The organism is Autumnicola tepida, from assembly GCF_031846485.1.
Classification (GTDB): domain Bacteria; phylum Bacteroidota; class Bacteroidia; order Flavobacteriales; family Flavobacteriaceae; genus Autumnicola; species Autumnicola tepida.
In genome coordinates this window covers 532002-553472 of record NZ_JAVRHQ010000001.1, presented here as the reverse complement: position 1 = coordinate 553472, position 21471 = coordinate 532002, and the positions used below count along the sequence as shown (strand labels likewise).

24 protein-coding genes and 1 tRNA gene are annotated in these 21471 nt (G+C 40.5%); 12 read left to right on the top strand and 13 right to left on the bottom strand.

Features of this window, described 5'->3' with window-relative positions; translation table 11 throughout:
• Positions 1-16: 16 nt before the first annotated feature.
• Positions 17-790, top strand: coding sequence for a diadenylate cyclase CdaA (gene cdaA / locus RM553_RS02545; RefSeq protein WP_311533423.1), 774 nt, complete (start codon positions 17-19; stop codon positions 788-790).
• A gap of 92 nt (positions 791-882) precedes the next feature.
• Here cdaA and RM553_RS02540 read toward each other — a convergent pair whose 3' ends face one another.
• Genes RM553_RS02540 through truA form a run of 3 tightly spaced genes read right to left on the bottom strand, consistent with a single transcriptional unit; the run spans position 883 to position 4313 of the window.
• Complete coding sequence (locus RM553_RS02540; protein ID WP_311533402.1) at positions 883-1746, bottom strand: hypothetical protein; 864 nt, start codon at positions 1744-1746, stop codon at positions 883-885.
• Positions 1747-1803: 57 nt separating this feature from the next.
• Positions 1804-3570, bottom strand: coding sequence for an ABC transporter ATP-binding protein (locus RM553_RS02535; RefSeq protein WP_311533401.1), 1767 nt, complete (start codon positions 3568-3570; stop codon positions 1804-1806).
• Positions 3570-4313 (bottom strand): tRNA pseudouridine(38-40) synthase TruA, encoded by a 744-nt coding sequence (gene truA, locus RM553_RS02530; protein ID WP_311533400.1) that lies wholly within the window; start codon positions 4311-4313, stop codon positions 3570-3572. The genes RM553_RS02535 and truA overlap by 1 nt, the downstream gene beginning before the upstream one ends.
• A 114-nt stretch (positions 4314-4427) precedes the next feature.
• On the opposite strand from truA, the gene RM553_RS02525 reads away from it, so the two are divergent.
• Positions 4428-4916 carry a metallophosphoesterase family protein gene (locus tag RM553_RS02525; RefSeq protein ID WP_311533399.1) on the top strand — a complete coding sequence of 163 codons (489 nt, stop codon included), beginning with the start codon at positions 4428-4430 and terminating at the stop codon, positions 4914-4916.
• Positions 4917-5011: 95 nt separating this feature from the next.
• Here the strand turns inward: RM553_RS02525 and RM553_RS02520 are convergent, their stop codons facing one another.
• Positions 5012-5422 (bottom strand): DUF4293 domain-containing protein, encoded by a 411-nt coding sequence (locus RM553_RS02520; protein WP_311533398.1) that lies wholly within the window; start codon positions 5420-5422, stop codon positions 5012-5014.
• A gap of 194 nt (positions 5423-5616) precedes the next feature.
• On the opposite strand from RM553_RS02520, the gene rho reads away from it, so the two are divergent.
• On the top strand, positions 5617-7338 hold the full coding sequence (gene rho, locus RM553_RS02515; protein ID WP_311533397.1) for a transcription termination factor Rho: 1722 nt from the start codon (positions 5617-5619) through the stop codon (positions 7336-7338).
• 161 nt (positions 7339-7499) lie between these two features.
• Here the strand turns inward: rho and RM553_RS02510 are convergent.
• A tRNA-Gly gene (locus tag RM553_RS02510) sits at positions 7500-7572 on the bottom strand.
• A gap of 48 nt (positions 7573-7620) precedes the next feature.
• Entirely contained in the window at positions 7621-8073 is a 453-nt protein-coding gene (locus RM553_RS02505) for a GNAT family N-acetyltransferase (protein ID WP_311533396.1), read from the bottom strand.
• A 41-nt stretch (positions 8074-8114) separates the two neighbouring features.
• On the opposite strand from RM553_RS02505, the gene RM553_RS02500 reads away from it, so the two are divergent.
• The 3 genes from RM553_RS02500 to RM553_RS02490 are packed head-to-tail and all read left to right on the top strand — an operon-like array spanning position 8115 to position 10649.
• Complete coding sequence (locus RM553_RS02500) at positions 8115-8666, top strand: ClpP family protease (RefSeq protein WP_311533395.1); 552 nt, start codon at positions 8115-8117, stop codon at positions 8664-8666.
• Between the two features lie 3 nt (positions 8667-8669).
• Positions 8670-8960, top strand: a complete 291-nt coding sequence (locus tag RM553_RS02495) for a GNAT family N-acetyltransferase (protein WP_311533394.1) — start codon at positions 8670-8672, stop codon at positions 8958-8960.
• Between the two features lie 54 nt (positions 8961-9014).
• Positions 9015-10649 carry a L,D-transpeptidase family protein gene (locus RM553_RS02490; RefSeq protein ID WP_311533393.1) on the top strand — a complete coding sequence of 545 codons (1635 nt, stop codon included), beginning with the start codon at positions 9015-9017 and terminating at the stop codon, positions 10647-10649.
• 51 nt (positions 10650-10700) lie between these two features.
• Here RM553_RS02490 and RM553_RS02485 read toward each other — a convergent pair whose 3' ends face one another.
• Positions 10701-11456, bottom strand: a complete 756-nt coding sequence (locus RM553_RS02485; protein ID WP_311533392.1) for a murein L,D-transpeptidase catalytic domain family protein — start codon at positions 11454-11456, stop codon at positions 10701-10703.
• Between the two features lie 340 nt (positions 11457-11796).
• Between RM553_RS02485 and gpmI the strand changes: the two genes are divergently transcribed.
• The 6 genes from gpmI to RM553_RS02455 all read left to right on the top strand — a co-directional run bounded on the left by gpmI (position 11797) and on the right by RM553_RS02455 (position 16542).
• Positions 11797-13314 (top strand): 2,3-bisphosphoglycerate-independent phosphoglycerate mutase, encoded by a 1518-nt coding sequence (gene gpmI / locus RM553_RS02480; RefSeq protein ID WP_311533391.1) that lies wholly within the window; start codon positions 11797-11799, stop codon positions 13312-13314.
• A gap of 8 nt (positions 13315-13322) precedes the next feature.
• Positions 13323-13877 carry a TlpA family protein disulfide reductase gene (locus tag RM553_RS02475; protein WP_311533390.1) on the top strand — a complete coding sequence of 185 codons (555 nt, stop codon included), beginning with the start codon at positions 13323-13325 and terminating at the stop codon, positions 13875-13877.
• A 40-nt stretch (positions 13878-13917) separates the two neighbouring features.
• Positions 13918-14340 (top strand): BT0820 family HAD-type phosphatase, encoded by a 423-nt coding sequence (locus tag RM553_RS02470; RefSeq protein WP_311533389.1) that lies wholly within the window; start codon positions 13918-13920, stop codon positions 14338-14340.
• Entirely contained in the window at positions 14337-15152 is an 816-nt protein-coding gene (gene map, locus RM553_RS02465) for a type I methionyl aminopeptidase (protein WP_311533388.1), read from the top strand. The genes RM553_RS02470 and map overlap by 4 nt, the downstream gene beginning before the upstream one ends.
• On the top strand, positions 15145-15708 hold the full coding sequence (locus tag RM553_RS02460; protein ID WP_311533387.1) for an HNH endonuclease: 564 nt from the start codon (positions 15145-15147) through the stop codon (positions 15706-15708). The genes map and RM553_RS02460 overlap by 8 nt, the downstream gene beginning before the upstream one ends.
• A 69-nt stretch (positions 15709-15777) precedes the next feature.
• Positions 15778-16542, top strand: a complete 765-nt coding sequence (locus tag RM553_RS02455) for a class I SAM-dependent methyltransferase (protein WP_311533386.1) — start codon at positions 15778-15780, stop codon at positions 16540-16542.
• Here RM553_RS02455 and RM553_RS02450 read toward each other — a convergent pair whose 3' ends face one another.
• The 6 genes from RM553_RS02450 to RM553_RS02425 all read right to left on the bottom strand — a co-directional run bounded on the left by RM553_RS02450 (position 16543) and on the right by RM553_RS02425 (position 21469).
• Positions 16543-17553 (bottom strand): FAD:protein FMN transferase, encoded by a 1011-nt coding sequence (locus tag RM553_RS02450; protein WP_311533385.1) that lies wholly within the window; start codon positions 17551-17553, stop codon positions 16543-16545.
• A 95-nt stretch (positions 17554-17648) separates the two neighbouring features.
• Positions 17649-18005, bottom strand: coding sequence for a DUF8840 domain-containing protein (locus tag RM553_RS02445; RefSeq protein WP_311533384.1), 357 nt, complete (start codon positions 18003-18005; stop codon positions 17649-17651).
• Between the two features lie 41 nt (positions 18006-18046).
• Positions 18047-19333, bottom strand: coding sequence for an NADH:ubiquinone reductase (Na(+)-transporting) subunit F (gene nqrF, locus RM553_RS02440; protein WP_311533383.1), 1287 nt, complete (start codon positions 19331-19333; stop codon positions 18047-18049).
• Positions 19334-19349: 16 nt separating this feature from the next.
• The gene (gene nqrE / locus RM553_RS02435; protein WP_311533382.1) at positions 19350-19964 is read right to left on the bottom strand and encodes an NADH:ubiquinone reductase (Na(+)-transporting) subunit E; all 615 of its coding nucleotides are present in this window, start codon (positions 19962-19964) and stop codon (positions 19350-19352) included.
• Between the two features lie 27 nt (positions 19965-19991).
• Entirely contained in the window at positions 19992-20738 is a 747-nt protein-coding gene (locus tag RM553_RS02430) for an NADH:ubiquinone reductase (Na(+)-transporting) subunit D (protein WP_311533381.1), read from the bottom strand.
• 2 nt (positions 20739-20740) lie between these two features.
• Entirely contained in the window at positions 20741-21469 is a 729-nt protein-coding gene (locus tag RM553_RS02425; RefSeq protein ID WP_311533380.1) for a Na(+)-translocating NADH-quinone reductase subunit C, read from the bottom strand.
• Positions 21470-21471: the final 2 nt, after the last annotated feature.

Sequence of the window (21471 nt, the reverse complement as noted above, 5' to 3'; positions counted from 1 at the left end):
AAAACCCAAAGCAAAATTGGACATTCTTGATCTTCGTATTCTCGATATAGTAGATATTGTTTTTGTCGCGCTTCTACTCTATTATTTATACAAGTTGGTTAGAGGGACCGTGGCGGTTAATATTTTCCTTGGGATTGTTATTATCTACGTAGCATGGTGGCTCACCAGGCTTCTTCAAATGGAGCTTTTAAGCAATGTGCTTGGGGAATTTATCGGGGTTGGAATGTTTGCTCTAATCGTGGTTTTCCAGCAGGAAATAAGGAAATTTTTGCTGATGATAGGCTCCACGAATTTTACCCATAACAACAGGCTGTTCCGGCACTGGCGCTTTTCCCGGGAAGAGGACGAAACAAAAACCAATGTGGAAGCCATCGTAAAAGCCTGTGAAGCCATGGGCAAAACCCTTACCGGCGCCTTAATGGTTATACAAAAAAGCACTAAACTTGATTTTGTTAAGAACTCGGGAGACGAGATGAACATCGAACTTAACCAGCCCATCATCCAGTCTATCTTCTACAAGAACAGCACGCTGCACGATGGAGCCATTGTTATTGAAGACAATAAGATAACCGCAACACGGGTAATCCTTCCGGTTTCCAACGACAGGTCTATCCCCTTACGCTTTGGTTTACGGCACCGGGCAGCAGTGGGAATTACCGAGAAAACCGATGCCCTTGCCCTGGTGGTAAGCGAGGAAACCGGCCAGATTTCCTATATTAAAGACGGGGAGTTTGTGATGTTTGAAACCAACGAAGAGTTGATCGAAAGGTTAAAGGAAGATCTTTCTTAATCTGGTGAAAAGTGGAAAACGGGAGCATATTCTGCGGAAACAGAAAACTTTAAAACGAACTTCTAATTCATTACTGAAAACTTTACAAATAATCACCTGAAAAGAAACTTCACCCATTCCTCTGTATTTTTAATAGCCAGGTATATTCTTGAAGGCATTAATTTACCATAGTCCAGGTTTTTCGAAATTTCAGCAAGAGTTTTTCCTTTAACATAACTCAGTTCTTTCCATTTTTCAGGTTCCAGATAAAACAGGTTTTTAAACTCTTTGTAGTTATACTGATTAATGCTTCGCCATTTTTTCAGAAATTTTTCAGCATTTATCTGATGGGAATGCCCCCAATTAGAAAATTTGGTCCTGATCTCTTTTTCGCTGCGCGACAAACATTCGTGTAGTACAATATGAGGAACGTAGATTACCCGCTGTCTGGTATTCCTGCCGGTTACATAAGCGGGATAATTAGTGGCGAATTTTTGATTTCGCGGTTGTGAAACATGCAAAATACCCTCGTCTGTGTATTTATATAAATTGATATAATACCCGGCTATCTGAATTTGATTTTTCCCCGGCGCATCTAAATATTTATTTCTCTTCTTAAGTTCCCCGGCAAAACTTTTAAAATCAATAAAATATTCATCACTATCCAGCTGAATGAGCCAGTTTCCCACTCCCATTTTTGCGGCGAGCATTTTTCTTTCCTTCACCTCGTTTTCCATGGCATTAAGGCCGGGATCATAAAAATTATCCCTGTATATGCTAATCTTGTGCTCTCTGTCAAAAGACTTTAGCCAGGTAAAAAAACTCTCATGAACCTCAAATTTTTCTCCAGACCAGGTGGTTAGATTCTCATCCAGCGCAATGGTAATGCCATCTGCTTCATTATAAACCGGGGGAATCGAATTCTTCAGCAACTTATAATCATAAGACATTAAAAACCCAACCTGAATTTCTTTCATGTACTTATCCTAAAATTTTAAACTTCTCCGCCGTTTTAATCCTTTTGAAGGAAATGCTTAAACCGCTTCTTCTGCCTTAAACTGCACTTCATAAAGGTTTTTGTAGTACCCGTTCTCCTTCTGAAGCAGCTCCTGGTGCGTACCAATTTCAACAATTTCCCCGGCTTCCATCACCATAATCTTATCAGCTTTTTTGATGGTGGCGAGCCTGTGGGCGATTACGATAGAAGTTCTTCCTTCCGTAATTTTATCGGTCGCTTCCTGGATTAACTGTTCGCTGTAAGAATCTACCGAAGAAGTGGCCTCATCCAGCACCAGGATGCTAGGATTGCTTACATAGGCCCTCAAAAATGATATTAACTGCCGCTGACCGGAAGAAAGCATCGCTCCCCGCTCCTTCACATTGTAATGGTAACCATTAGGTAGAGTTTCTATAAATTCGTGTACTCCAATCTGCTTTGCCGCATTTAACACGTCTTCTTCAGAAATTCCGGGATTTTCCAGCGTGATATTATTCATGATAGTATCAGCAAATAAAAAAACGTTTTGAAGCACCACCGCAATTTGCGCTCTTAGGGATTTCAGCTTAATATCTTTAATATTCATGCCGTCCACACAAATCTCACCGCCGTTAATTTCATAAAAACGGTTAAGCAGGTTAATGATGGTAGATTTTCCTGCACCAGTCGCTCCAACAATCGCCACAGTTTCGCCGGCATTGGCTTTAAAGGAAACTCCTTTTAAGACCTCTTCGTCATCTACGTAGGCAAAACGGACTTCTTTAAATTCTATCTCTCCCTTAAGGTCCTGTATTTCTATTTTTCCTTCATCTGCTATGGAAGACCTGGTATCCAGAATACCAAATACGCGGTTGGCCGCTACCATTCCCATTTGCAGGGTATTGAACTTATCAGCAATCTGGCGCAACGGTTTGAAGAGCATCTGCGATAACTCAATAAACATTACGATAACTCCTAAGGTAAGGCCATCGCCTTCTATAACCCGAAGTCCGCCAAACCAAACGATAAGGCCAATGGTAATGGAGGTAGACATTTCAGCAATAGGGAAGAAAATGGAGTTATACCACACAGTTTTTACCCAGGCTTTTCTATGCTTGTCATTAATTTCCTTAAAATTACTATATTCCTCTTTTTCGCGGGTAAAAAGCTGCACGATCTTCATTCCCGTAATGCGCTCCTGCACAAAGGTGTTAAGATTGGCCACCTGGGTACGCACTTCTTCAAAAGCAATTTTCATTTTCTTCTGAAAAACTCTTGTGGCATAAATAATAAAAGGCAGTACGGTAAGTACCAGCAAGGTAAGCGACCAGCTTTGGTAAAACATAAGCCCCAGCACCACCAGCATTTTAAGCAGGTCACTAATAATCATGAAAAGGCCCTGGCTAAAAATGCTGGCAATCGTCTCAATATCACTTACTGCACGGGTTACCAGCCGGCCCACGGCAGATCTATCAAAATACTTCATTTTAAACTGAAGCATATGCTGAAATAAATTTACCCGCAGGTCCCGCACCACTTCCTGCCCCAGCCAGTTGGCAAAATAAATAAAGCTGAACTGAAAAACCACTTCAGCAATCAAGACACCGCCCATTAACAGGATGTAAAAAGTAAGCTCGTTATAATCCTGCGGCACTATGGCCTCGTCTATTGTGATTTTAAGCAAATACGGCCGCAGCACAGAGGCCACAGAAAGCAAAATGGCCGCAACCGCTACAAAATAAAAGGTTTTCTTGTAGGGATTGGTATATTTAAGCAACCGCTTAAACAAATTAAAATCGAATGCACTTCCTGTATTTGACGCCATTAATCTACTTCAATTTTTGGATACTTAATCTGGGTTAAGAACAAACCATGCGCAGGCACCGAGGCGCCTGCCATTCCCCTATCCTCACTTTTTATGATATCATGAAGATTTTCTACGGAATTTTTTCCCTGCCCAATCTGCAACAAGGTGCCAACAATCGCACGCACCATGTTTCTCAGGAATCTGTCGGCGGTAATGTGGAAAACCAACAATTCGCCTTTCCTTTTCCATTCGGCAGATTCAATTATACAATTATAAGTCTTTACATCGGTTCTGGATTTTGAAAAGCATTTAAAGTTTCTATAATTCTTCAAAATCTGCGCCGCTTCATTCATTTTATCAACATTCAGGTGCTGCTTGAGATAATATGCCTTATTGATTAGAAAAGGATCTTTTTCCTGAACAATACAATACTCATAACTCCTGCTCAAAGCATCAAAGCGGGCGTGCGTATTATTCTTTACCCTTAAAATACGGCTGATAGCTATATCTTTAGGCAGCATTGAATTCATTTTATAAAGCATTTCTTCTTCATCAAGAAATTCTTCGGTATCAAAATGAGCAAATAACTGTTTTGCATGCACGCCGGCATCGGTTCTTCCCGCTCCTACAATTTCGATTTTTTTTTGAAGCAAACGGGATAAAACCTGCTCTATTTTTTCCTGTACAGAAACAGCATCAGGCTGTTTTTGCCAGCCATGATATGCCGTTCCCAAATAAGCCAGTTCCAAGAAATACCTCAACCTGAAAAGATAATTTTTTACATTTGCGAAGTGCAAAGATAAGGCAATTATTACAAGCCGTAATTCTCCACCGCCTTAGGTTTTTAACCAATCTGATAATTTAAATTCAGCATTTTGAAGAAAATACTTTTACTCAGCGACACCCACAATTATATAGACGACAGGATCCTGCACTACGCCGGGGAGGCAGATGAAATATGGCACGCCGGCGATATCGGAAATCCGGGAATTACAGATAAATTAAAGGAACTAAAGCCGGTAATTGCGGTTTATGGCAATATTGATAATGCCGAAATTCGTAAAGAGTTCCCATTAAACCAGCGGTTTATGTGTGAAGGCGTGGATGTTTGGATTACCCATATTGGCGGTTATCCAAAAAAATATTCCCCTGCCGTTAAAGAAGAAATCAGGAGAAATCCGCCGAAACTGTTTATTTCCGGGCACTCTCATATTCTGAAGGTGATGAATGACAAAGATCTGGGGTTGTTGCATATGAACCCGGGCGCGGCGGGCAAACAGGGTTTTCATAAAGAACGCACCATGCTAAGGTTTAAAATAGACGGCGATTCTATCTCTGATCTTGAAGTTATTAAGCTGAAATAAAAATTTTCTTCAGAAGAAATTTAAAATTGGGCACAAAAAAACCCGAAGGTGGCACCTCCGGGTTTTCACGCACTAATACTACTAAGATGATAGGCTTATCGTAATCGGTCGACAGATTTTACGAGATCTTCGTCCTTTTTTATGGCCCTGTTGGCCAGCACTAAAAAAACGATAGAAACAATTGGAAGAAGCATCCCAATACCTTTCTCTGAGATATCCATCTCTCCAGGTATGCTTAGCGACCAATAAACAAACACTCCTAGTAAAAAAAAGTTTAATATTATATTCAGCCGGCCCAGTACAAACTGGAGCTTCCTGTTTTTATACATAAAAATACTTACCAGGGACAATGCCGCAGAGGAAAGGAACATGATAAAGACCATTAAAACATCTTCAGCATAAACGGTTTCCCCACTGGAATTTTCCCAAAGATATAAAAGAAAAATCAAACCGGCACTGGTAATAGCTGCCAGTAACAGATAGATTGTTTGTATGCGTTGTAGCATGATTTTTTTTAAAATTGGCTCACAAAAATAAAAGATTCTTTTCAGAAAACCTGTTTAAAAATTAAAATAAAGTCGTATTATTGCAGGAACATTTCGTAACCAATTCAAAACAGGTTACTTAAGACTCCAAAATTTTTCGACTCTTCCCTGAGAAGTTATAAACAATCCAAACAAAAACTTATTCAAAATTATTCATGTTTGAAATTTCAGAATTAAAAGCTAAGAAACTTCCTGAGCTTCAGGAGATAGCTAAAACTTTAAACGTACCAAAGTTTAGAAGTCTTAAAAAATTAGATTTGGTTTACCAGATTCTGGATTATCAGGCTTCAAATCCCAAAAAAGTAAAAGAAGCATTAACTGACGAGCCTGAACAGGAAGCATCGTCTCCTTCTTCAGCACCGGCATCAGCATCAGAAAACAAGCCCAAAAGAAGTAAGGGAGGAAAAATAGGCAGCGGCAAGAAACCTTCCCCGACTAAGGAAGATTCTTCAAAACCTGAAGAAACCAAAGATTCTGGCAGCAAAGATGCAGGCACGCCTAAAAAGGGAAAACCAGAAAAAACTGGTACCAAAGGCCGTCCTCAAAACAATGCTCCGCGGGATAATAAAGATGATAATTCATCTAAAAACAACAACAATCCAAGGGAGAGCCGCGACAATAAAAAAGATAACAGAGGCAAGAAAGACAACAACAATAATAACGGAAACGGTAACCGCGACAGTAACAACAATAATAGCAACTCCAACAAAAACAGTGGGAACCGCGATAACAGAAACCGCTACCGTGAACCCGATTATGAATTTGACGCTATTATAGAAAGTGAAGGGGTTTTGGATATCATGCAGGACAATTATGGGTTCCTGAGATCTTCAGATTACAACTACCTTACCTCTCCTGATGATATTTACGTATCGCAATCACAAATCAGGCTGTTCGGATTAAAAACAGGAGATACTGTTTTAGGGCAGATTCGTCCTCCAAAAGAGGGAGAAAAATATTTTCCGCTTATAAAAATCAGCAAAATTAATGGTTTAGATCCACAGGTGGTGCGGGACCGTGTATCCTTTGAGCATCTTACCCCACTTTTCCCTAAGGAAAAATTCAATATCGCTGAAAAACAAAGCAGTATTTCCACCAGAATCATGGACCTGTTCTCCCCTATCGGAAAAGGACAGCGGGGGATGATTGTTTCCCAGCCTAAAACAGGTAAAACCATGTTGCTGAAGGATATCGCCAATGCTATTGCCGCGAACCATCCTGAAGTTTACCAGATCGTCCTGTTAATTGACGAACGCCCTGAAGAGGTGACCGATATGCAGCGTAATGTAAAAGGCGAGGTGGTTGCCTCTACTTTCGACAAGGAAGCGCATGAGCATGTAAGGGTTGCCAATATCGTACTGGAAAAAGCAAAAAGACTTGTGGAATGTGGCCATGATGTGGTGATCCTACTGGATTCCATTACGAGGCTTGCCAGGGCTTACAATACTGTACAACCTGCCAGCGGTAAGGTATTGAGTGGTGGTGTGGATGCCAATGCCCTACATAAACCTAAACGTTTCTTTGGCGCTGCCCGTAATATTGAAAACGGCGGATCGCTATCAATTATTGCCACTGCGCTTACCGAAACCGGTTCTAAGATGGATGAAGTAATCTTTGAAGAATTTAAAGGAACAGGTAACATGGAACTTCAGCTGGACAGAAGGATTTCCAACAGGAGAATTTTCCCTGCCATCGACCTTATTTCTTCAAGCACGCGTCGTGATGATCTTTTATTAGATGAAGCAACCATCCAGCGTATGTGGGTATTGCGTAAATATCTTGCTGATATGAACCCGATAGAAGCTATGGAATTTATAAATGACAGGGTGAAACAAACCCAAAATAACGAAGAGTTCTTAATCTCCATGAACGGTTAAGAAATAACTTGTTACAGACTTCAAACCGGGCAGCAATGTCCGGTTTTTTTATGCTTAAGAAGTAGACCTCACAGGTTTTTGAAACCTGTGAGGTCTTATGTTGAACTAACCAAGCCGAAAACAAAAAACCTCTCCATTTCTGAAGAGGTTTTGATTTCGTGAGCGGGAGACCGGGTTCGAACCGGCGACATTCAGCTTGGAAGGCTGACGCTCTACCAACTGAGCTACTCCCGCCTTTGCACTGCAAATATAAAGTTTAACTTTTTCAACTTCCAAAAAAACTTATAGCTTTTTTAAAAAATGATATCCCTTGATCACATAACCTTCATTCATATAAAACTTGTGAGACCGGTAATTTTCAACGTAACTGTTTAATTCTGTGGTTTCACAGCCCTTCTCCCCGGCATATTTGTAGATAAATTCGAACAACTGCTTCCCTATTCCCTTATTCTGATATTCTTCAGAAATAATTATATGGTCAGGCTCACAGCTCCTGCCCGCGTAATGCCTGGTCATAAACCATAATCCAAAAACACCAATCATTTTATCATCAATGTAAATCCCGAAGCATTCATAGTTTTGGCTAAACATTTCAGTAAATCTTTGCTTTAAAACCTGCCCTGGAATTCGCTCTTTTGAAAGCTTCTGAATAAATGGGATAATGCTGTCTATATCTTCTTTTAAAATCTTGTTAAATGCCGGTTGCATAAAGGAGTTTTCTGCTAAAATAATCATATTTTTAGCCTGAACTAGATTGCATAATTTTTATAACAGATATGAAAGATAAAACCGGCAAAATACAGGACTTAATAGATGCAAAATTCCTTAAAGAACGTAAAGTTTTTCTGTGGGGAATGGTAAACGATAAAACCGCTAAACATGTGATAGATCGTTTAATGTATCTTGACCTGGACGGAGATGAGGAAATTCAACTTTTTATAAACAGCCCAGGGGGTTATGTTACCGATGGCTTTGCTATTTACGATACCATCAAATCCCTCAACAGCCCGGTATCTACTATCTGCACCGGCCTGGCTGCTTCTATGGGTTCTATTTTGCTTTCTGTAGGCACAAAAGGCAGAAGGTTTATCCAGCCGCATGCAAAAGTTATGATTCATCAGCCCAGTGGGGGCGCGAGAGGCCAGGCTTCCAATATCGAAATACAGGCTAATGAAATCCTGAAGACTAAAGAACTAAGCGCCCAGATCCTTGCTGAAAACTGCGGCCAGGACTATAAAAGGGTACTCAAAGATTTTAACCGCGATTACTGGATGGATGCAGAAGAATCCCTGGATTATGGAATTGTAGACGGGATTCAAAAAAAGTAGCCTATGGATATCAAACACAAGGAGAGTGACAGCAGGGGAATGTTCTATATTGAAGGGGATAAAGGAATAATTGCTGAACTCACTTACCAAAAACAGGACAACAATATTATTGTAATTGACCACACAAAGGTAGATCGAAAGAAGGAAGGCCAGGGACTGGCCACCAATCTGGTTAAAAAAACGGTGGAATTTGCCCGCGAAAATAACCTGAAGATCGATCCGCTTTGCCCTTTTGCTGAAGTGCAGTTTGAAAGGTACGAATCATACAGCGATGTAAGGGCTTCAAGATATTGAAGCCTTTTTTGTTTCCATCTTCTGCCCTTTTTCTGAATTTTCAAAATTTCCTTTATGTTCAGCTTTAGAGTTTCTTTTTTGACTGCCTGTGTTCTTTTTACCTTTTTGTCCTGTAAAAATGAAAAAGAAAAGGATAACATAGAAGCAGATTCTACGCCTGAAGATGAACAAATCGGCCTCCTCGCAGAAAGTCAAGTTATTACCAATTTCTTTTCAGATTCTACTGAAACAGGAAAATTAAATCTTTCTAATACCAAAGCTGTTGCCGATTTTTACCAATCTAAGAATTACTCCCCGGTGTGGAAAAAAGCCGGGTTGCGGAAAGAATTATACAAAGACATTCAAAATATTTCTGAAGAAGGGCTGAATCCGGCAGATTATCATGCGGGATATCTGAAAAATTCCCTTGCAGATTTATCAAATCTTGATGAGCAGGCAAGGGGACGACTTGAAATTATTCTAACCGATAGCTTTTATACGCTTCTACATGATCTTTACTACGGAAAACTGAACCCTAAGGAAATATTTGAAATCTGGGATGTTAAAAAAGAAAGTATTAATATTCAAAGCTTAATACAAAAGGCTCTTGCTAATGAAGAGATCACAGAAGTATTGAATTCAGTCAAACCAAAGCACCCTGTTTATAACGGCCTCAAAAAATCCCTTGCAGAATTTGAATCCGCTTCAATTTCAGAAGAAAAATTCACCAGTGTTAAAGAAGGTAAAATAATAAAACCCGGCGAAGATGATCCCAGGATTCCTTCCGTGGTAAAAAGATTGAAAGAACTGGGTTTTTCCGTAGAAAAAGATTCCACAACCACAGTTTATGTCCCGGCTATCCAGGAGGCGGTAAAGAAATTTCAGCAGGAATACGGATTGGAACTAGACGGAATTATAGGCAGCAGCACGGTAAGAAATTTAAATAAAACCAAAGAAGACCGGCGACAACAAATTTTGGCCAACCTGGAACGGTGGCGTTGGTTTCCCAGGCAATTTGGGAATCATTACATAATAGTAAATATTCCAAATTTTGAACTTAGCGTTGTTCGGGAAGGAGACACCTTATCAAAACATAAAGTAATGGTTGGAGTTCAGGCACGGAAAACGCCTGTATTTTCCGATGAAATTGAATACGTGGTTTACAACCCCACCTGGACCATCCCTCTCACCATTAAGAAGAATGATGTTATTCCCGGGGCAGCCAAAGATATTTCGTACCTCAGGAACCGAAATTTAAAAATTTACAATTCTGCAGGAGAAACAGTGGATCCATCTGGTATTAACTGGAGTTCCGGTGAAGCATTAAACTACACTTACCGGCAGGAAGCCGGCAGCACAAATCCGCTGGGAAGGGTTAAAATTATTTATCCAAATCAATATCTTATTTACCTGCACGACACTCCTTCCAAAGCTTTATTTGAAAAGAATTCCCGCGCGCAAAGCTCTGGTTGTGTAAGGGTGCAGGATGCCATAGGCTTATCAAAATATCTCCTGAGCAACAGGGAGAATTATTCTTCAGAAAAAATTGACAGTATTATCGCCTCCGGAAGAACAAATAAGATAGCAGTTACCCAGCCGGTAAAAGTCTATCATCTTTACTGGACTGCATGGAGGGAAAATAATAACACTCATTTTACTGAAGATATTTACAACACAGATAATAAGATTTCTCAATTGCTTAAAAAGTAAAAAGCCCCGCTTTGGGCGAGACTTTTTCAGTTAACACTACTTCTAAATTGCTTAAACCGTGGGATAATTGAGGTAAGCTGAATTTTCCCGGTAATTTTTAGAGCTCTTGTGAATGTAGACCACAGACTCTCCTTTGATAGTATTGATAAGCTCCTTAGCCAGTTTATTTGGAACTGCCGGGCAACCGTAGCTTCTTCCAAGCCTTCCGTACTTTTTAATAAAAGCCTGGGTAGCGTAATCTGCACCGTGGATTACCACATATCTTTTTCTCGCATTCGAATTGAATCCTTTTTCCTTTCCGTCGATAAAAAGGGACAAGCCGTTTTTTCCGTAATAAGTTTCTCCGGTTACATAAAAACCAAGAGAGCTCTGGAGGGAATTTGGAGTATTTGAAAATTTACTGGCAAATTCCCCGCCGGTATTTTTACCGTGAGAAGTATAGGTATTGAAAAGGACCTTCTGGTTTTTCATATCCAGAATCCACATTCTCTTCTTTCTGGATGAAAGATCAAAATCTATAATAGTAAGGATCTTTTTTGTAACCGCATCTTCTTCCTGTAGTTTATAATAACCTTTCATGCCTTCTTCAAAAACATCCGGAGCCGGCATACTGGTGTTATTTGCAACAAAAGTTTTGTAGGTACTACTAACTTTTTCTTCAAAACTTTCAGCTTTTCTGGAAGGCTCTGCAATTGCTATTTCCGCCCCGGAATTAATCCCCTTTTCTTCTTCATTCAATTTATCTTTAACGCTAAAAGCAAAAGAAAAACACAATACAGCAACCACAGTCAGAAATCGATACGTCATATAAAAGATGTTTTTTAGATTATTACTCTGTTAATAAATTCCAAAGGTTGTGCCAACATACAAAAAAAAATGTTTAATTGCTCCAGGAGACCCTAATTTCCCGAAATTTAACATTTAAGAGCTAAATTACAAGTAGTTACCACGATTTTGGAATGAATTCAAGAACGTGCTAAACCTCGCTGTATTATCTATAAACCAGCTTTTATATGTTAAAATTTTAAAGAGGCAAAAGCAAAAATTTTGCGAAATCAGGGTTAGTTTTAATAAAACATTATAGAAGCATATTTAGTAGCCCGGCGTATTGTTTTTTATCTTTACGCCCGAATTTGAAAATTTCAAGATGAATAAAAAAGTTTTACTTATGATTCTGGATGGCTGGGGCATCACCCAGGATCCGGAAGTATCTGCCATTGCAAAAGCTAAAACGCCATTTTTTGACTCTATCATAAAAAATTATCCTCATGCTGAACTTCGCACTGACGGAATGAACGTTGGCCTTCCCGAAGGCCAGATGGGAAACAGTGAAGTTGGCCATATGAACCTTGGAGCAGGCCGTATAGTTTACCAGGATTTGGTGAAGATAAATATGGCAGTAGAAAATAATTCGCTCAAAGATGAACCTGTCTTACAGGAGGCTTTTAACTATGCCGTTAAAAACAATAAACCCGTGCATTTTATGGGACTGTTAAGTGACGGTGGAGTGCATTCGCACATCAATCACCTTAAAGGCCTCTTAACCGCAGCTGAAGAACTGGGCGTGAAAGATAAATATGTGCATGCGTTCACAGATGGCCGGGATGTAGATCCACATTCCGGCAAGGAATTCATCCGGGAAATTGATGAACATCTTAAAAGAACAAATGGCAAACTGGCTTCTGTTATTGGAAGATATTTTGCCATGGATAGGGACAAGCGTTGGGAAAGGGTAAAAAAGGCCTATGACCTTATCACAAAAGGTGAAGGTTATAAAACCACCAATGCCGTAGAAGCGGTGCAGCGCAGTTATGATAATGATATAAGCGATGAGTTTATTGAACCTGTTGTGCTAACTGATGATAATGGCAATCCTGTTGCCACCCTTAAGGAAAAAGAAGTGGTGATTTTCTTTAATTTCAGGACAGACAGGGGGAGACAGCTTACACAGGCCCTTACCCAGGAAGATTTTCCGCAGTACGACATGAAAAAAATGCCGCTGTACTATGTAACCCTCACAAAATACGACGATAATTTTACAAATGTGAACGTTGTCTTCAAAAAGGACAATATTAAGACCACGCTTGGCGAGGTTCTTGAATATACGGGTAAAAAACAGATACGTATAGCGGAAACGGAAAAATACCCGCACGTTACCTTTTTCTTTTCCGGCGGAAGGGAAAAACCTTTTAAAGGAGAAAGCAGGATCATGTGCAATTCCCCAAAAGTCGCCACCTACGACCTGCAACCTGAAATGAGTGCTTATGAAATCAGGGATAAAATTGTACCTGAGTTAAAAGATAAATCGGCAGATTTTATTTGCCTTAATTTCGCAAACCCTGATATGGTTGGCCATACCGGAGTTTTTGAAGCCGCCGTAAAAGCCTGCGAAACAGTAGATACCTGTGCCAAAGATGTCGCCGAAACTGCCCTGGAAAACGGATATGCCGTTCTTGTAATTGCCGATCACGGTAACAGTGAAACTATGGTTAATCCTGATGGCAGCCCAAATACCGCCCATACTACCAATCCGGTTCCCCTTGTACTCCTGGACAATGACGTAAAATCTATTAAGAGCGGTAAACTTGGAGACATTGCACCGACTATATTAAAACTAATGGGGATTGATCAACCTGAACTAATGACACAGGAACCCCTTATATAATATTTCTTATGAATAATTTTTTAAGCTTGTTTTTACTGGTATTTCTAAGCTGTGGCAGCGCCAGTTCGATACATTCAGAAAAGGAAATAAACACTTCTGCTGAAGTAAATAGAGCTGAACAGCAGGGAATGTTGTTAGGTAAAGTAGAACGGAAAGACCTGGAAGAAGAACCCTACGCTTCCTGGTTTAATCAGGGTTATGAAGATTATAAGCCCGGAGAAGAGGCAGTAGAAACTATAGAGGACAATATTTCAGATTATAAAATCAAGGTAATTTTTGGTACATGGTGCCCGGACAGCAGACGTGAAGTTCCGAAGATATTTAAGCTTCTGGACGAAGCAGATTACGATATGGATGACCTTAGCCTCATTGCGGTGGACAGGAGAAAAAGCACACCGGACAATTTAGAGGAAGGTTTGAACGTTAAACGTGTACCTACGGTTATATTTTACAAAAACGGAGAAGAGGTTAACAGGTTTGTGGAATATCCGCAGGAAAGCCTCGAAGAAGATATCGCGAAAATTGTTAGTGAAGAGGAATACACTAATCCTTATGCGAAATAAAAAAGCAGGGAGAATTTACCTGTTTTTTAAGCTTTAGTTTATGCAAAAATCTTTGACAATCGCAGTAGATTTTGATGGAACACTCGTGGAAAATCAATATCCTGAAATTGGAAAACCCATGCTTTTTGCCTTTGAAACCCTAAAAAAACTCCAGGAAGAGGGACATCAGTTAATCCTGTGGACCTATAGACACGGAGTAAGACTGGAAGAAGCCGTGGAATTTTGCAAAAAAAAGGGAATAGAATTTTATGCTGTTAATAAAAGCTATCCCGAGGAAGAATTGGACAACAGTATAAGTAGAAAAATTCTTGCTGATATCTTTATTGACGACCGTAATCTTGGAGGTGTTCCTGGTTGGGGAGAAATCTACCAGAAACTCACGAGCCAAAAACCTCCGGCGGTTGCCCTTAAAAAAAAGAAAAAGAAATCCGGCCTTCTCGACCGGCTCAAAAAGAAATTATGATAATACCCAAAACACAAGAAGAGATAGAAATAATTAGAGAAAGCGCTCTCATTGTTTCAAAAACTCTTGGCGTTCTGGCTCCGGAAATAAAACCCGGCGTTACCACCCTACAGCTCGATAAAATTGCCGAAGAGCACATTCGCGATCATGGCGCACAACCTGGATTCCTGGGCTTGTATGATTTTCCAAATTCTCTGTGCATGAGTCCAAATGCACAGGTAGTACATGGAATTCCCAACGACAAGCCATTGGAAGAAGGCGACATAATTTCCATTGATTGCGGCGCATTAAAAAATGGTTTTTATGGAGACCATGCCTATACTTTTGAAGTTGGGGAAGTTGCTCCTGAAACCCGTAAACTCCTAAAAGTTACTAAAGAATCCCTTTATGAAGGAATAAAAGAATTCCGGACAGGGAACAGAGTTGGTGATGTTGCTTTTGCCATTCAAAACTATACTGAACAACATGGTTATGGTGTTGTTCGGGAGTTAGTGGGACATGGCCTAGGCAGGAAAATGCACGAAGATCCCGAAATGCCTAATTATGGCAAAAGAGGGAGAGGCAAAAAATTTGTTGAAGGAATGGTGGTGGCCATCGAACCCATGATTAATCTTGGAACAAAAAGGATTAAACAGTTGCCCGACGGCTGGACCATACTTACAGCCGATAACCAACCGAGTGCTCATTTTGAACATAATGTAGCTCTTGTAGACGGAAGACCCGAGTTACTTTCCACATTCAAGTACATCTACGAAGCTTTGGGTATTGAAAGCACAGAAGAAGATCAATTTAGAGCTAAAATTTATGATTAAGGATTATCGACAGGAAGTTTGGAAAAAACTTCACAAAGAAGAATGGCAGGACAGATTTGTTTACAAGGTTTCTAACTACGGAAGAGTAATCAGCTACCTTAAAAATCCTGAGGGAGAACTGATGAAAGGCGGCAAAGTTGGTGGATATCTTAATTTTGCGGTGAGGCTTAAAAATGGCAAAAGCAAAACCTATTACGTGCACCGCGTTGTTGCCGAGCTTTTCCTGAAAAAGAAAGAGGGAGACAAGTATGTGATCCACAAGAATTTTGAGAAAGACGACAATAAAGTTTCCAATCTTGCCTGGGCCACCAAAGATGAATGGGTAGAGCACCAGTATCACAGCCCAAGCGTAAAGGAAAACAAGCACAAGAGAAAGCTTCGTAAGGTGGTTTCCTATTCCAAACTAAGTTACGCGCAGGCAGTGATTTTAAAGAAAAAATTGCTGGACCCAAATCGAAAAACCCGTATAAAAGTGCTGGCAAAACAATTTGGAGTTTCCGAGATGCAGTTATACCGCATCAAATCTGGCGAAAACTGGGGAGATATTGAAGTTTGAAACGGGCGACCTTTTCAGAAAAACAAAAATATGATTGCCGGTTTGGCTCATAGCCGTATTTTTGTTTAAATGAAGCGCTTGTTTAAAATTGTCCTCAATAGTATTCCGCGGCCTTTACTGATTAGGTTTAGCTATGTTGCCCGGCCTTTTTTAAAGCTTGCCCTCAAGGGAAATCGCTATACCGATCCTGTTGATGGGAAGAGTTTTTCAAAATTTTTGCCTTACGGTTACGAAAAGCAAAGGGAAAATGTACTTTCCCCATCTACTCTTTCCCTGGAGCGCCACCGCCTTTTGTGGCTTTATTTGCAACGGGAAACCGGATTTTTTAAAGAACCTTTGAAAGTCCTTCATTTTGCGCCGGAACAGGCTTTTTACAAGCGCTTTCGAAAACTTCCAAATATTCAATATACCACGACCGACCTTAATTCCCCCCTGGCCGATGTAAAAGCCGATATCTGTAATTTGCCATTTCAGGACAACAGCTATGATTTTATCCTTTGCAACCACGTCCTGGAACATATCCCGGATGACACTAAAGCCATGCAGGAAATTTACAGAATTTTGAAACCAGGCGGCACGGCTATTCTTCAGATTCCGCAGGATTTAAGCCGAAGTGAGACTTTTGAGGACGATTCCATTACCAATCCAAAAGAACGGGCACGTATTTTTGGCCAGTATGACCATGTTAGGGTTTACGGAAGGGATTATTTCGATAAACTCAGAAGCATCGGCTTTAAAGTGGAAGAAGTAGATTATACAGCCCAATTATCTTCCGCAGAAATTGACAAATACAGGCTGGCCAAAGGGGAAATTATTCCTGTGTGCCGAAAATAGTTATTTCTGAAGGTACTTCTTAAAACCTTCAGAAGAATACACCTGCATTTCATTAGCTTCCCCGGCGTAAATAAGATATACTTCCACCCCATCTAAACGCTGAAGCATTTCCTTTGATTTTTCAAGTCCAAGGGCCATAAAAGCGGTGGCATAACCATCTGCCAGGGTACAATTTTCAGCAAGAACAGAAGCACTAAGCAAATTACTTTGCCGCGCTTTTCCCGTTAAAGGATTTATGGTATGCACAAAGGCTTCGCCGGTCAAAGAATCGGTACGGAATTTCCTGTAATTGCCCGATGTTGCCAAAGCCCTGTTTTCGAGAGAAAGAACAGTTTGGTAAGTCCTCTCCCCTTCCTCCTGCTGTGGATCATCAATAGCCACGCGCCAGGAATGGTCATTTTCAGTATTCTTTCCTTTTGCCACCAGCTCTCCTCCAAGTTCAATGAGATAGTTATCCACACCTTTTTCATCAAACCATTTTGCAATCACATCTATGGTGTACCCCTTTGCAATGGCGTTAAAATCCATATAAATACCCGGATCTTCCTTTCGTATTTTGTGATCTTCAGTTAATTTTAGTTTATCAAATCCCACGTATGTCATCAGGGAATCAATTTCAAGGCTATCTGGCTCTTCATAGAAATTTTCAGGGCCAAAACCGTAAGCATTCACCAAAAGGCCGACAGTAGGATCAAAATAGCCATTACTCTCGTTATATATTTTTTCTGAATAATTAAAAACTTCAACAAAATTACTATCTACCTGGATATTGGTGTTTCCATCATTTATCCTGGAGATATCTGAATCTTCCTGGTAAGTACTCATGGAATTATTGATCACCCTGAAAATGGAATCCAGAGCATCAGCAACAGGAAGTTCATTTTCAGCAAAAAAAGTAATATGATATGTTGTTCCTAAAGCATCTCCTGAAGCCGTATATTTCTCTGCCCCATCTTCTGAACAGGAAAGAAATATAAAAATGGCAAAAATTGCCGCTAGAAATTTTCTCATTGATATTAATTAATTTGTTGAACCGGACGTGCCTTATCCTAATTTTATAATTTGAATTTGACAGCCATTTTAAACTTTTAATGCCCATTACGGGATTAAATTTCCTGCCAGCCATTGTAGTTAACCACATAATCCTCTTCGCTGGTAATGGGTTTTTCGTAATCTAAAGAATTGGCGAGCCCAACTCCTGCATAGAACGTACGGGCATTGAATTTAAGCGCATGTTCCTTCATGCTTTCCATGAAAATACGATCAAAATCTTTAGGATTCTCAGGATAAGTAATCGCGCGCACAATTACAAAATGAAGTTTTTTATCCTTGAGCGCTACAAACTGGGGATTCCGCTTCAACTTGCTGTTCACACCAAGAAATTCGTAGCCATTGTCCTCCAGATCTTTTCCCACGATATTCATCGCCAGGTTATGTAGCTCCTGTTTATTTAATTCTGCCATATCCAAAGATAAAAAAATCCCGCCGAAGCGGGATTGATTATTTATCCTCCAAAATCATCAAACCTGATGTTTTCCGGTGGTATTCCAAAGTCTTCACCCATCTTTTGAACAGCTTTATTCATAAGCGGCGGACCACAGAAATATAATTCTATTTCTTCCGGCTCTTCGTGCTGACTTAGATAATTATCGATAACTACCTGGTGGATAAAGCCTACAAACCCGTCTCCATCATCATCCAGGCTCTTTTTCACTTTCCAGTTGTCTTCTTCCATAGGCTCTGAAAGGGCAAGGTAAAATTTGAAATTTGGGAAATCCCTTTCCAGAGCCCTGAAATGCTCTACATAAAATAACTCCCTCTTGGAACGCCCACCGTACCAGTAAGTAACTTTTCTACCGGTTTGAAGTGTTCTGAACAGGTGATAAAGGTGAGAACGCATTGGTGCCATTCCTGCACCACCACCAACATAAAGCATTTCCGCATCACTTTCGTTGATAAAAAACTCCCCATAAGGTCCTGAAATTGTTACTTTATCTCCTTTTTTTCTTGAGAAAATATAAGAAGAAGCTATACCCGGATTCACATCCATCCACCCGTTTTTAGCACGGTCCCATGGCGGGGTGGCCACACGCACGTTCAGCATAATTTCCCTACCTTCTGCAGGATAAGAAGCCATGGAATAAGCGCGTTCTACCGTTTCGGTATTTCTCATTACAAGTGGCCATAACCCGAATTTATCCCACTCTTCTTTAAATTTATTAGGATCGTCATGCTCTTCAGGATGCGCGGTGATATCCATATCTTCATATTTCACCTCGCATTTTGGGATTTCAATTTGAATGTACCCACCGGCTTTATAATCCATATCTTCCGGAATTTCAACCACAAATTCCTTGATAAAAGACGCCACATTATAATTCCTTACAACGGTAGCTTCCCATTTCTTAATCCCGAATACTTCTTCCGGAATGGTGATTTTCATATTCTCTTTAACCTTCACCTGGCAACCCAGTCTCCAGCCATCGGCAATTTCTTTACGGGTAAAGTGTGGCTCTTCAGTAGGAAGAATTGCCCCACCGCCTTCTTTTACAATACATTTACACTGGATACAGGTTCCACCCCCACCACAGGCAGAGGGAAGGAACAATTTATTTTCTCCAAGAGTTGAAAGTAAAGTTCCCCCGGAACCAACTTCTATATCTTTTTCATTATTTACATTAATATTAACCGGACCTGAAGGTATCAGCTTGGCTTTAGCACCCAACAAAATGGAAACCAACAATAAGATTAATACTAAAAATACAACTACACTTGCTATTATAACTGTCATAGTTCCTTTTTTGCGATTATAATTTAATTCCCATGAAGCTCATGAACCCAAGCGCCATTAAGCCGGTAATAATAAAGGTGATCCCAAGGCCCTTTAGCGGCGCAGGAACATTTGAATAAGCCATTTTTTCACGGATTGCAGAAATGGCCAGGATAGCAAGGAACCATCCAATACCACTACCAAAGCCATAAGTTAGGGCTTCACCAACATAGCTGAAGTCTTTTTGCTGCATGAACAGCGCTCCACCAAGTATGGCACAGTTTACCGCGATTAGAGGGAGGAAAATACCCAGAGAACCGTATAGGGCAGGGGCAAACTTCTCTACCACCATTTCCACAAGCTGTACCATAGATGCGATTACTGCAATAAACATGATCAAACTCAGGAAACTAAGGTCTACAGAAGCGTATTCCGGCCCTAACCAGGTTAAAGCTCCTGCACTTAGAAGGTAATTATCCAGCAAATAGTTTACCGGAACGGTAATGGTAAGTACAAATATTACCGCCGCCCCAAGTCCAACAGCCGTTTTCACCGTTTTTGATACTGCCAGGTAGGAACACATCCCAAGGAAATAGGCAAAAATCATATTCTCGATGAAAATACTTCTTACAAATAAGTTTAATAAATCCATTTCATAAAATTTTAAGCTGTTGCGCTATTAGTTTTCTTCAATCAGTTTACGGTTCCTGGAGCGCTGCACCCAAATGATAAGGCCTACCACAATAAGGGCCATTGGGGAGAGCAGCATTAAACCGTTGTTTTCGTAGCCAAGGGAATACAAACCTGTAGACTCTGCCGCAGTAGTACCCTGGTGTCCCAGAATTTCGTATCCAAAAAGTTTTCCTGAACCTAAAAGCTCCCTGAAAAATGCCACAATAATAAGGATTAATCCATATCCCGCTGCATTTCCTATCGCATCCAGAAAAGATTTGTACACCCCGTTGCCAAGTGCAAAGGCTTCCAGGCGGCCCATTACAATACAGTTGGTAATAATAAGACCAATAAATACCGAAAGCTGCTTGCTCACATCATAAGCATAAGCCCGTAAAATCTGGTCTACCAGCGCCACAAGGGCAGCCACAACTACCAGTTGCACGATAATCCTGATACGGCTGGGAATAAGGTTACGCAATAAGGAAATAAGGATGTTACTACCTGCCATTACCGCCATTACCGCTATAGCCATAACTATGGCCGGTTCCAGCTGTACCGTAATCGCCAGCGCCGAACAAATACCCAAAACCTGGACGGTAATAGGGTTATCGTCGTTTAAAGGATCTGTAATCAGTTTTCTGTTCTCTTTAGAAAAGAAACTTTCCTTTTCCTCGGAATCGGAGAGGAATAAGATCATTTCTTTCTTTTTAGCTTCCTTTTCTTCAGAAGTAAGGTTTTTATCTTTAGCCATAATTACTCTGTAAGTTTCATATCTGTGTGTTCTTGAAAGTAAGGTATGTAATGCCTTAACCTTTCTGAAATCATATTAGAGACCCCATTCCCGGTAATAGTCGCCCCGGAAATCGCGTCTACTTCATGCTCTGTGGAAGCGCCTCCTTTTACAACAGAAACCCCTTCCAGCTTACCGGTTTTATCGAAGATCTTCTTGCCGACAAAACTCTCTCTAAACCAGGCTTTGGTAATTTGCGCACCCAATCCCGGTGTTTCCCCAAGGTGATCAAAAGTGGCCCCTTTAATGGTATTGATATCATCTTCCAAAGAGATATATCCAAAAATAGCGTTCCACAGTCCGTTACCTCTTAACGGAATAATGTAATAAGTCTTTCCTTCATAATCGGCCACGTAAAGAGGATAAATTTGTTCATTATCCTCCATCTTTATCTCCTTGGCAAGATCTACCGCAAAGGCATCTACATCTTCGGCTACAGAGCCATCTTCCCTAAGGGCGATTTCCTCAGTAATGTACTGGTCATACAATGCCTGGGCTCCCGGGCGGTCTGTTTCTATACCTATAGTATTTAAAATACTCTGCATTTTTTCCTGGCGCACATTCTCATACTGCGTAGGCTGTAACGAAGTGGCGGTAAAAGCCAGTACAGAGGCGACGACCAATACCATGATGATCGCGAACATGAAGGTATAACCGTTACTATTCGTTTTATTTACTGATTTTTCTTCCATAA

Bases quoted from the DNA above. Each gene is read 5' to 3' on its own strand.
- RM553_RS02470 (WP_311533389.1), top strand. From the start codon at position 13,918: ATGCAAAAATCTTTGACAATCGCAGTAGATTTTGATGGAACACTCGTG.
- RM553_RS02540 (WP_311533402.1), bottom strand. From the start codon at position 1,746: ATGAAAGAAATTCAGGTTGGGTTTTTAATGTCTTATGATTATAAGTTG.
- RM553_RS02500 (WP_311533395.1), top strand. From the start codon at position 8,115: ATGAAAGATAAAACCGGCAAAATACAGGACTTAATAGATGCAAAATTC.
- RM553_RS02535 (WP_311533401.1), bottom strand. From the start codon at position 3,570: ATGGCGTCAAATACAGGAAGTGCATTCGATTTTAATTTGTTTAAGCGG.
- RM553_RS02490 (WP_311533393.1), top strand. From the start codon at position 9,015: ATGTTCAGCTTTAGAGTTTCTTTTTTGACTGCCTGTGTTCTTTTTACC.
- RM553_RS02520 (WP_311533398.1), bottom strand. From the start codon at position 5,422: ATGCTACAACGCATACAAACAATCTATCTGTTACTGGCAGCTATTACC.
- RM553_RS02445 (WP_311533384.1), bottom strand. From the start codon at position 18,005: ATGGCAGAATTAAATAAACAGGAGCTACATAACCTGGCGATGAATATC.
- RM553_RS02475 (WP_311533390.1), top strand. From the start codon at position 13,323: ATGAATAATTTTTTAAGCTTGTTTTTACTGGTATTTCTAAGCTGTGGC.
- RM553_RS02425 (WP_311533380.1), bottom strand. From the start codon at position 21,469: ATGGAAGAAAAATCAGTAAATAAAACGAATAGTAACGGTTATACCTTC.
- RM553_RS02485 (WP_311533392.1), bottom strand. From the start codon at position 11,456: ATGACGTATCGATTTCTGACTGTGGTTGCTGTATTGTGTTTTTCTTTT.
- RM553_RS02455 (WP_311533386.1), top strand. From the start codon at position 15,778: ATGAAGCGCTTGTTTAAAATTGTCCTCAATAGTATTCCGCGGCCTTTA.
- nqrE (WP_311533382.1), bottom strand. From the start codon at position 19,964: ATGGATTTATTAAACTTATTTGTAAGAAGTATTTTCATCGAGAATATG.
- rho (WP_311533397.1), top strand. From the start codon at position 5,617: ATGTTTGAAATTTCAGAATTAAAAGCTAAGAAACTTCCTGAGCTTCAG.
- RM553_RS02450 (WP_311533385.1), bottom strand. From the start codon at position 17,553: ATGAGAAAATTTCTAGCGGCAATTTTTGCCATTTTTATATTTCTTTCC.
- gpmI (WP_311533391.1), top strand. From the start codon at position 11,797: ATGAATAAAAAAGTTTTACTTATGATTCTGGATGGCTGGGGCATCACC.
- map (WP_311533388.1), top strand. From the start codon at position 14,337: ATGATAATACCCAAAACACAAGAAGAGATAGAAATAATTAGAGAAAGC.
- RM553_RS02495 (WP_311533394.1), top strand. From the start codon at position 8,670: ATGGATATCAAACACAAGGAGAGTGACAGCAGGGGAATGTTCTATATT.
- nqrF (WP_311533383.1), bottom strand. From the start codon at position 19,333: ATGACAGTTATAATAGCAAGTGTAGTTGTATTTTTAGTATTAATCTTA.
- RM553_RS02460 (WP_311533387.1), top strand. From the start codon at position 15,145: ATGATTAAGGATTATCGACAGGAAGTTTGGAAAAAACTTCACAAAGAA.
- RM553_RS02505 (WP_311533396.1), bottom strand. From the start codon at position 8,073: ATGATTATTTTAGCAGAAAACTCCTTTATGCAACCGGCATTTAACAAG.
- RM553_RS02430 (WP_311533381.1), bottom strand. From the start codon at position 20,738: ATGGCTAAAGATAAAAACCTTACTTCTGAAGAAAAGGAAGCTAAAAAG.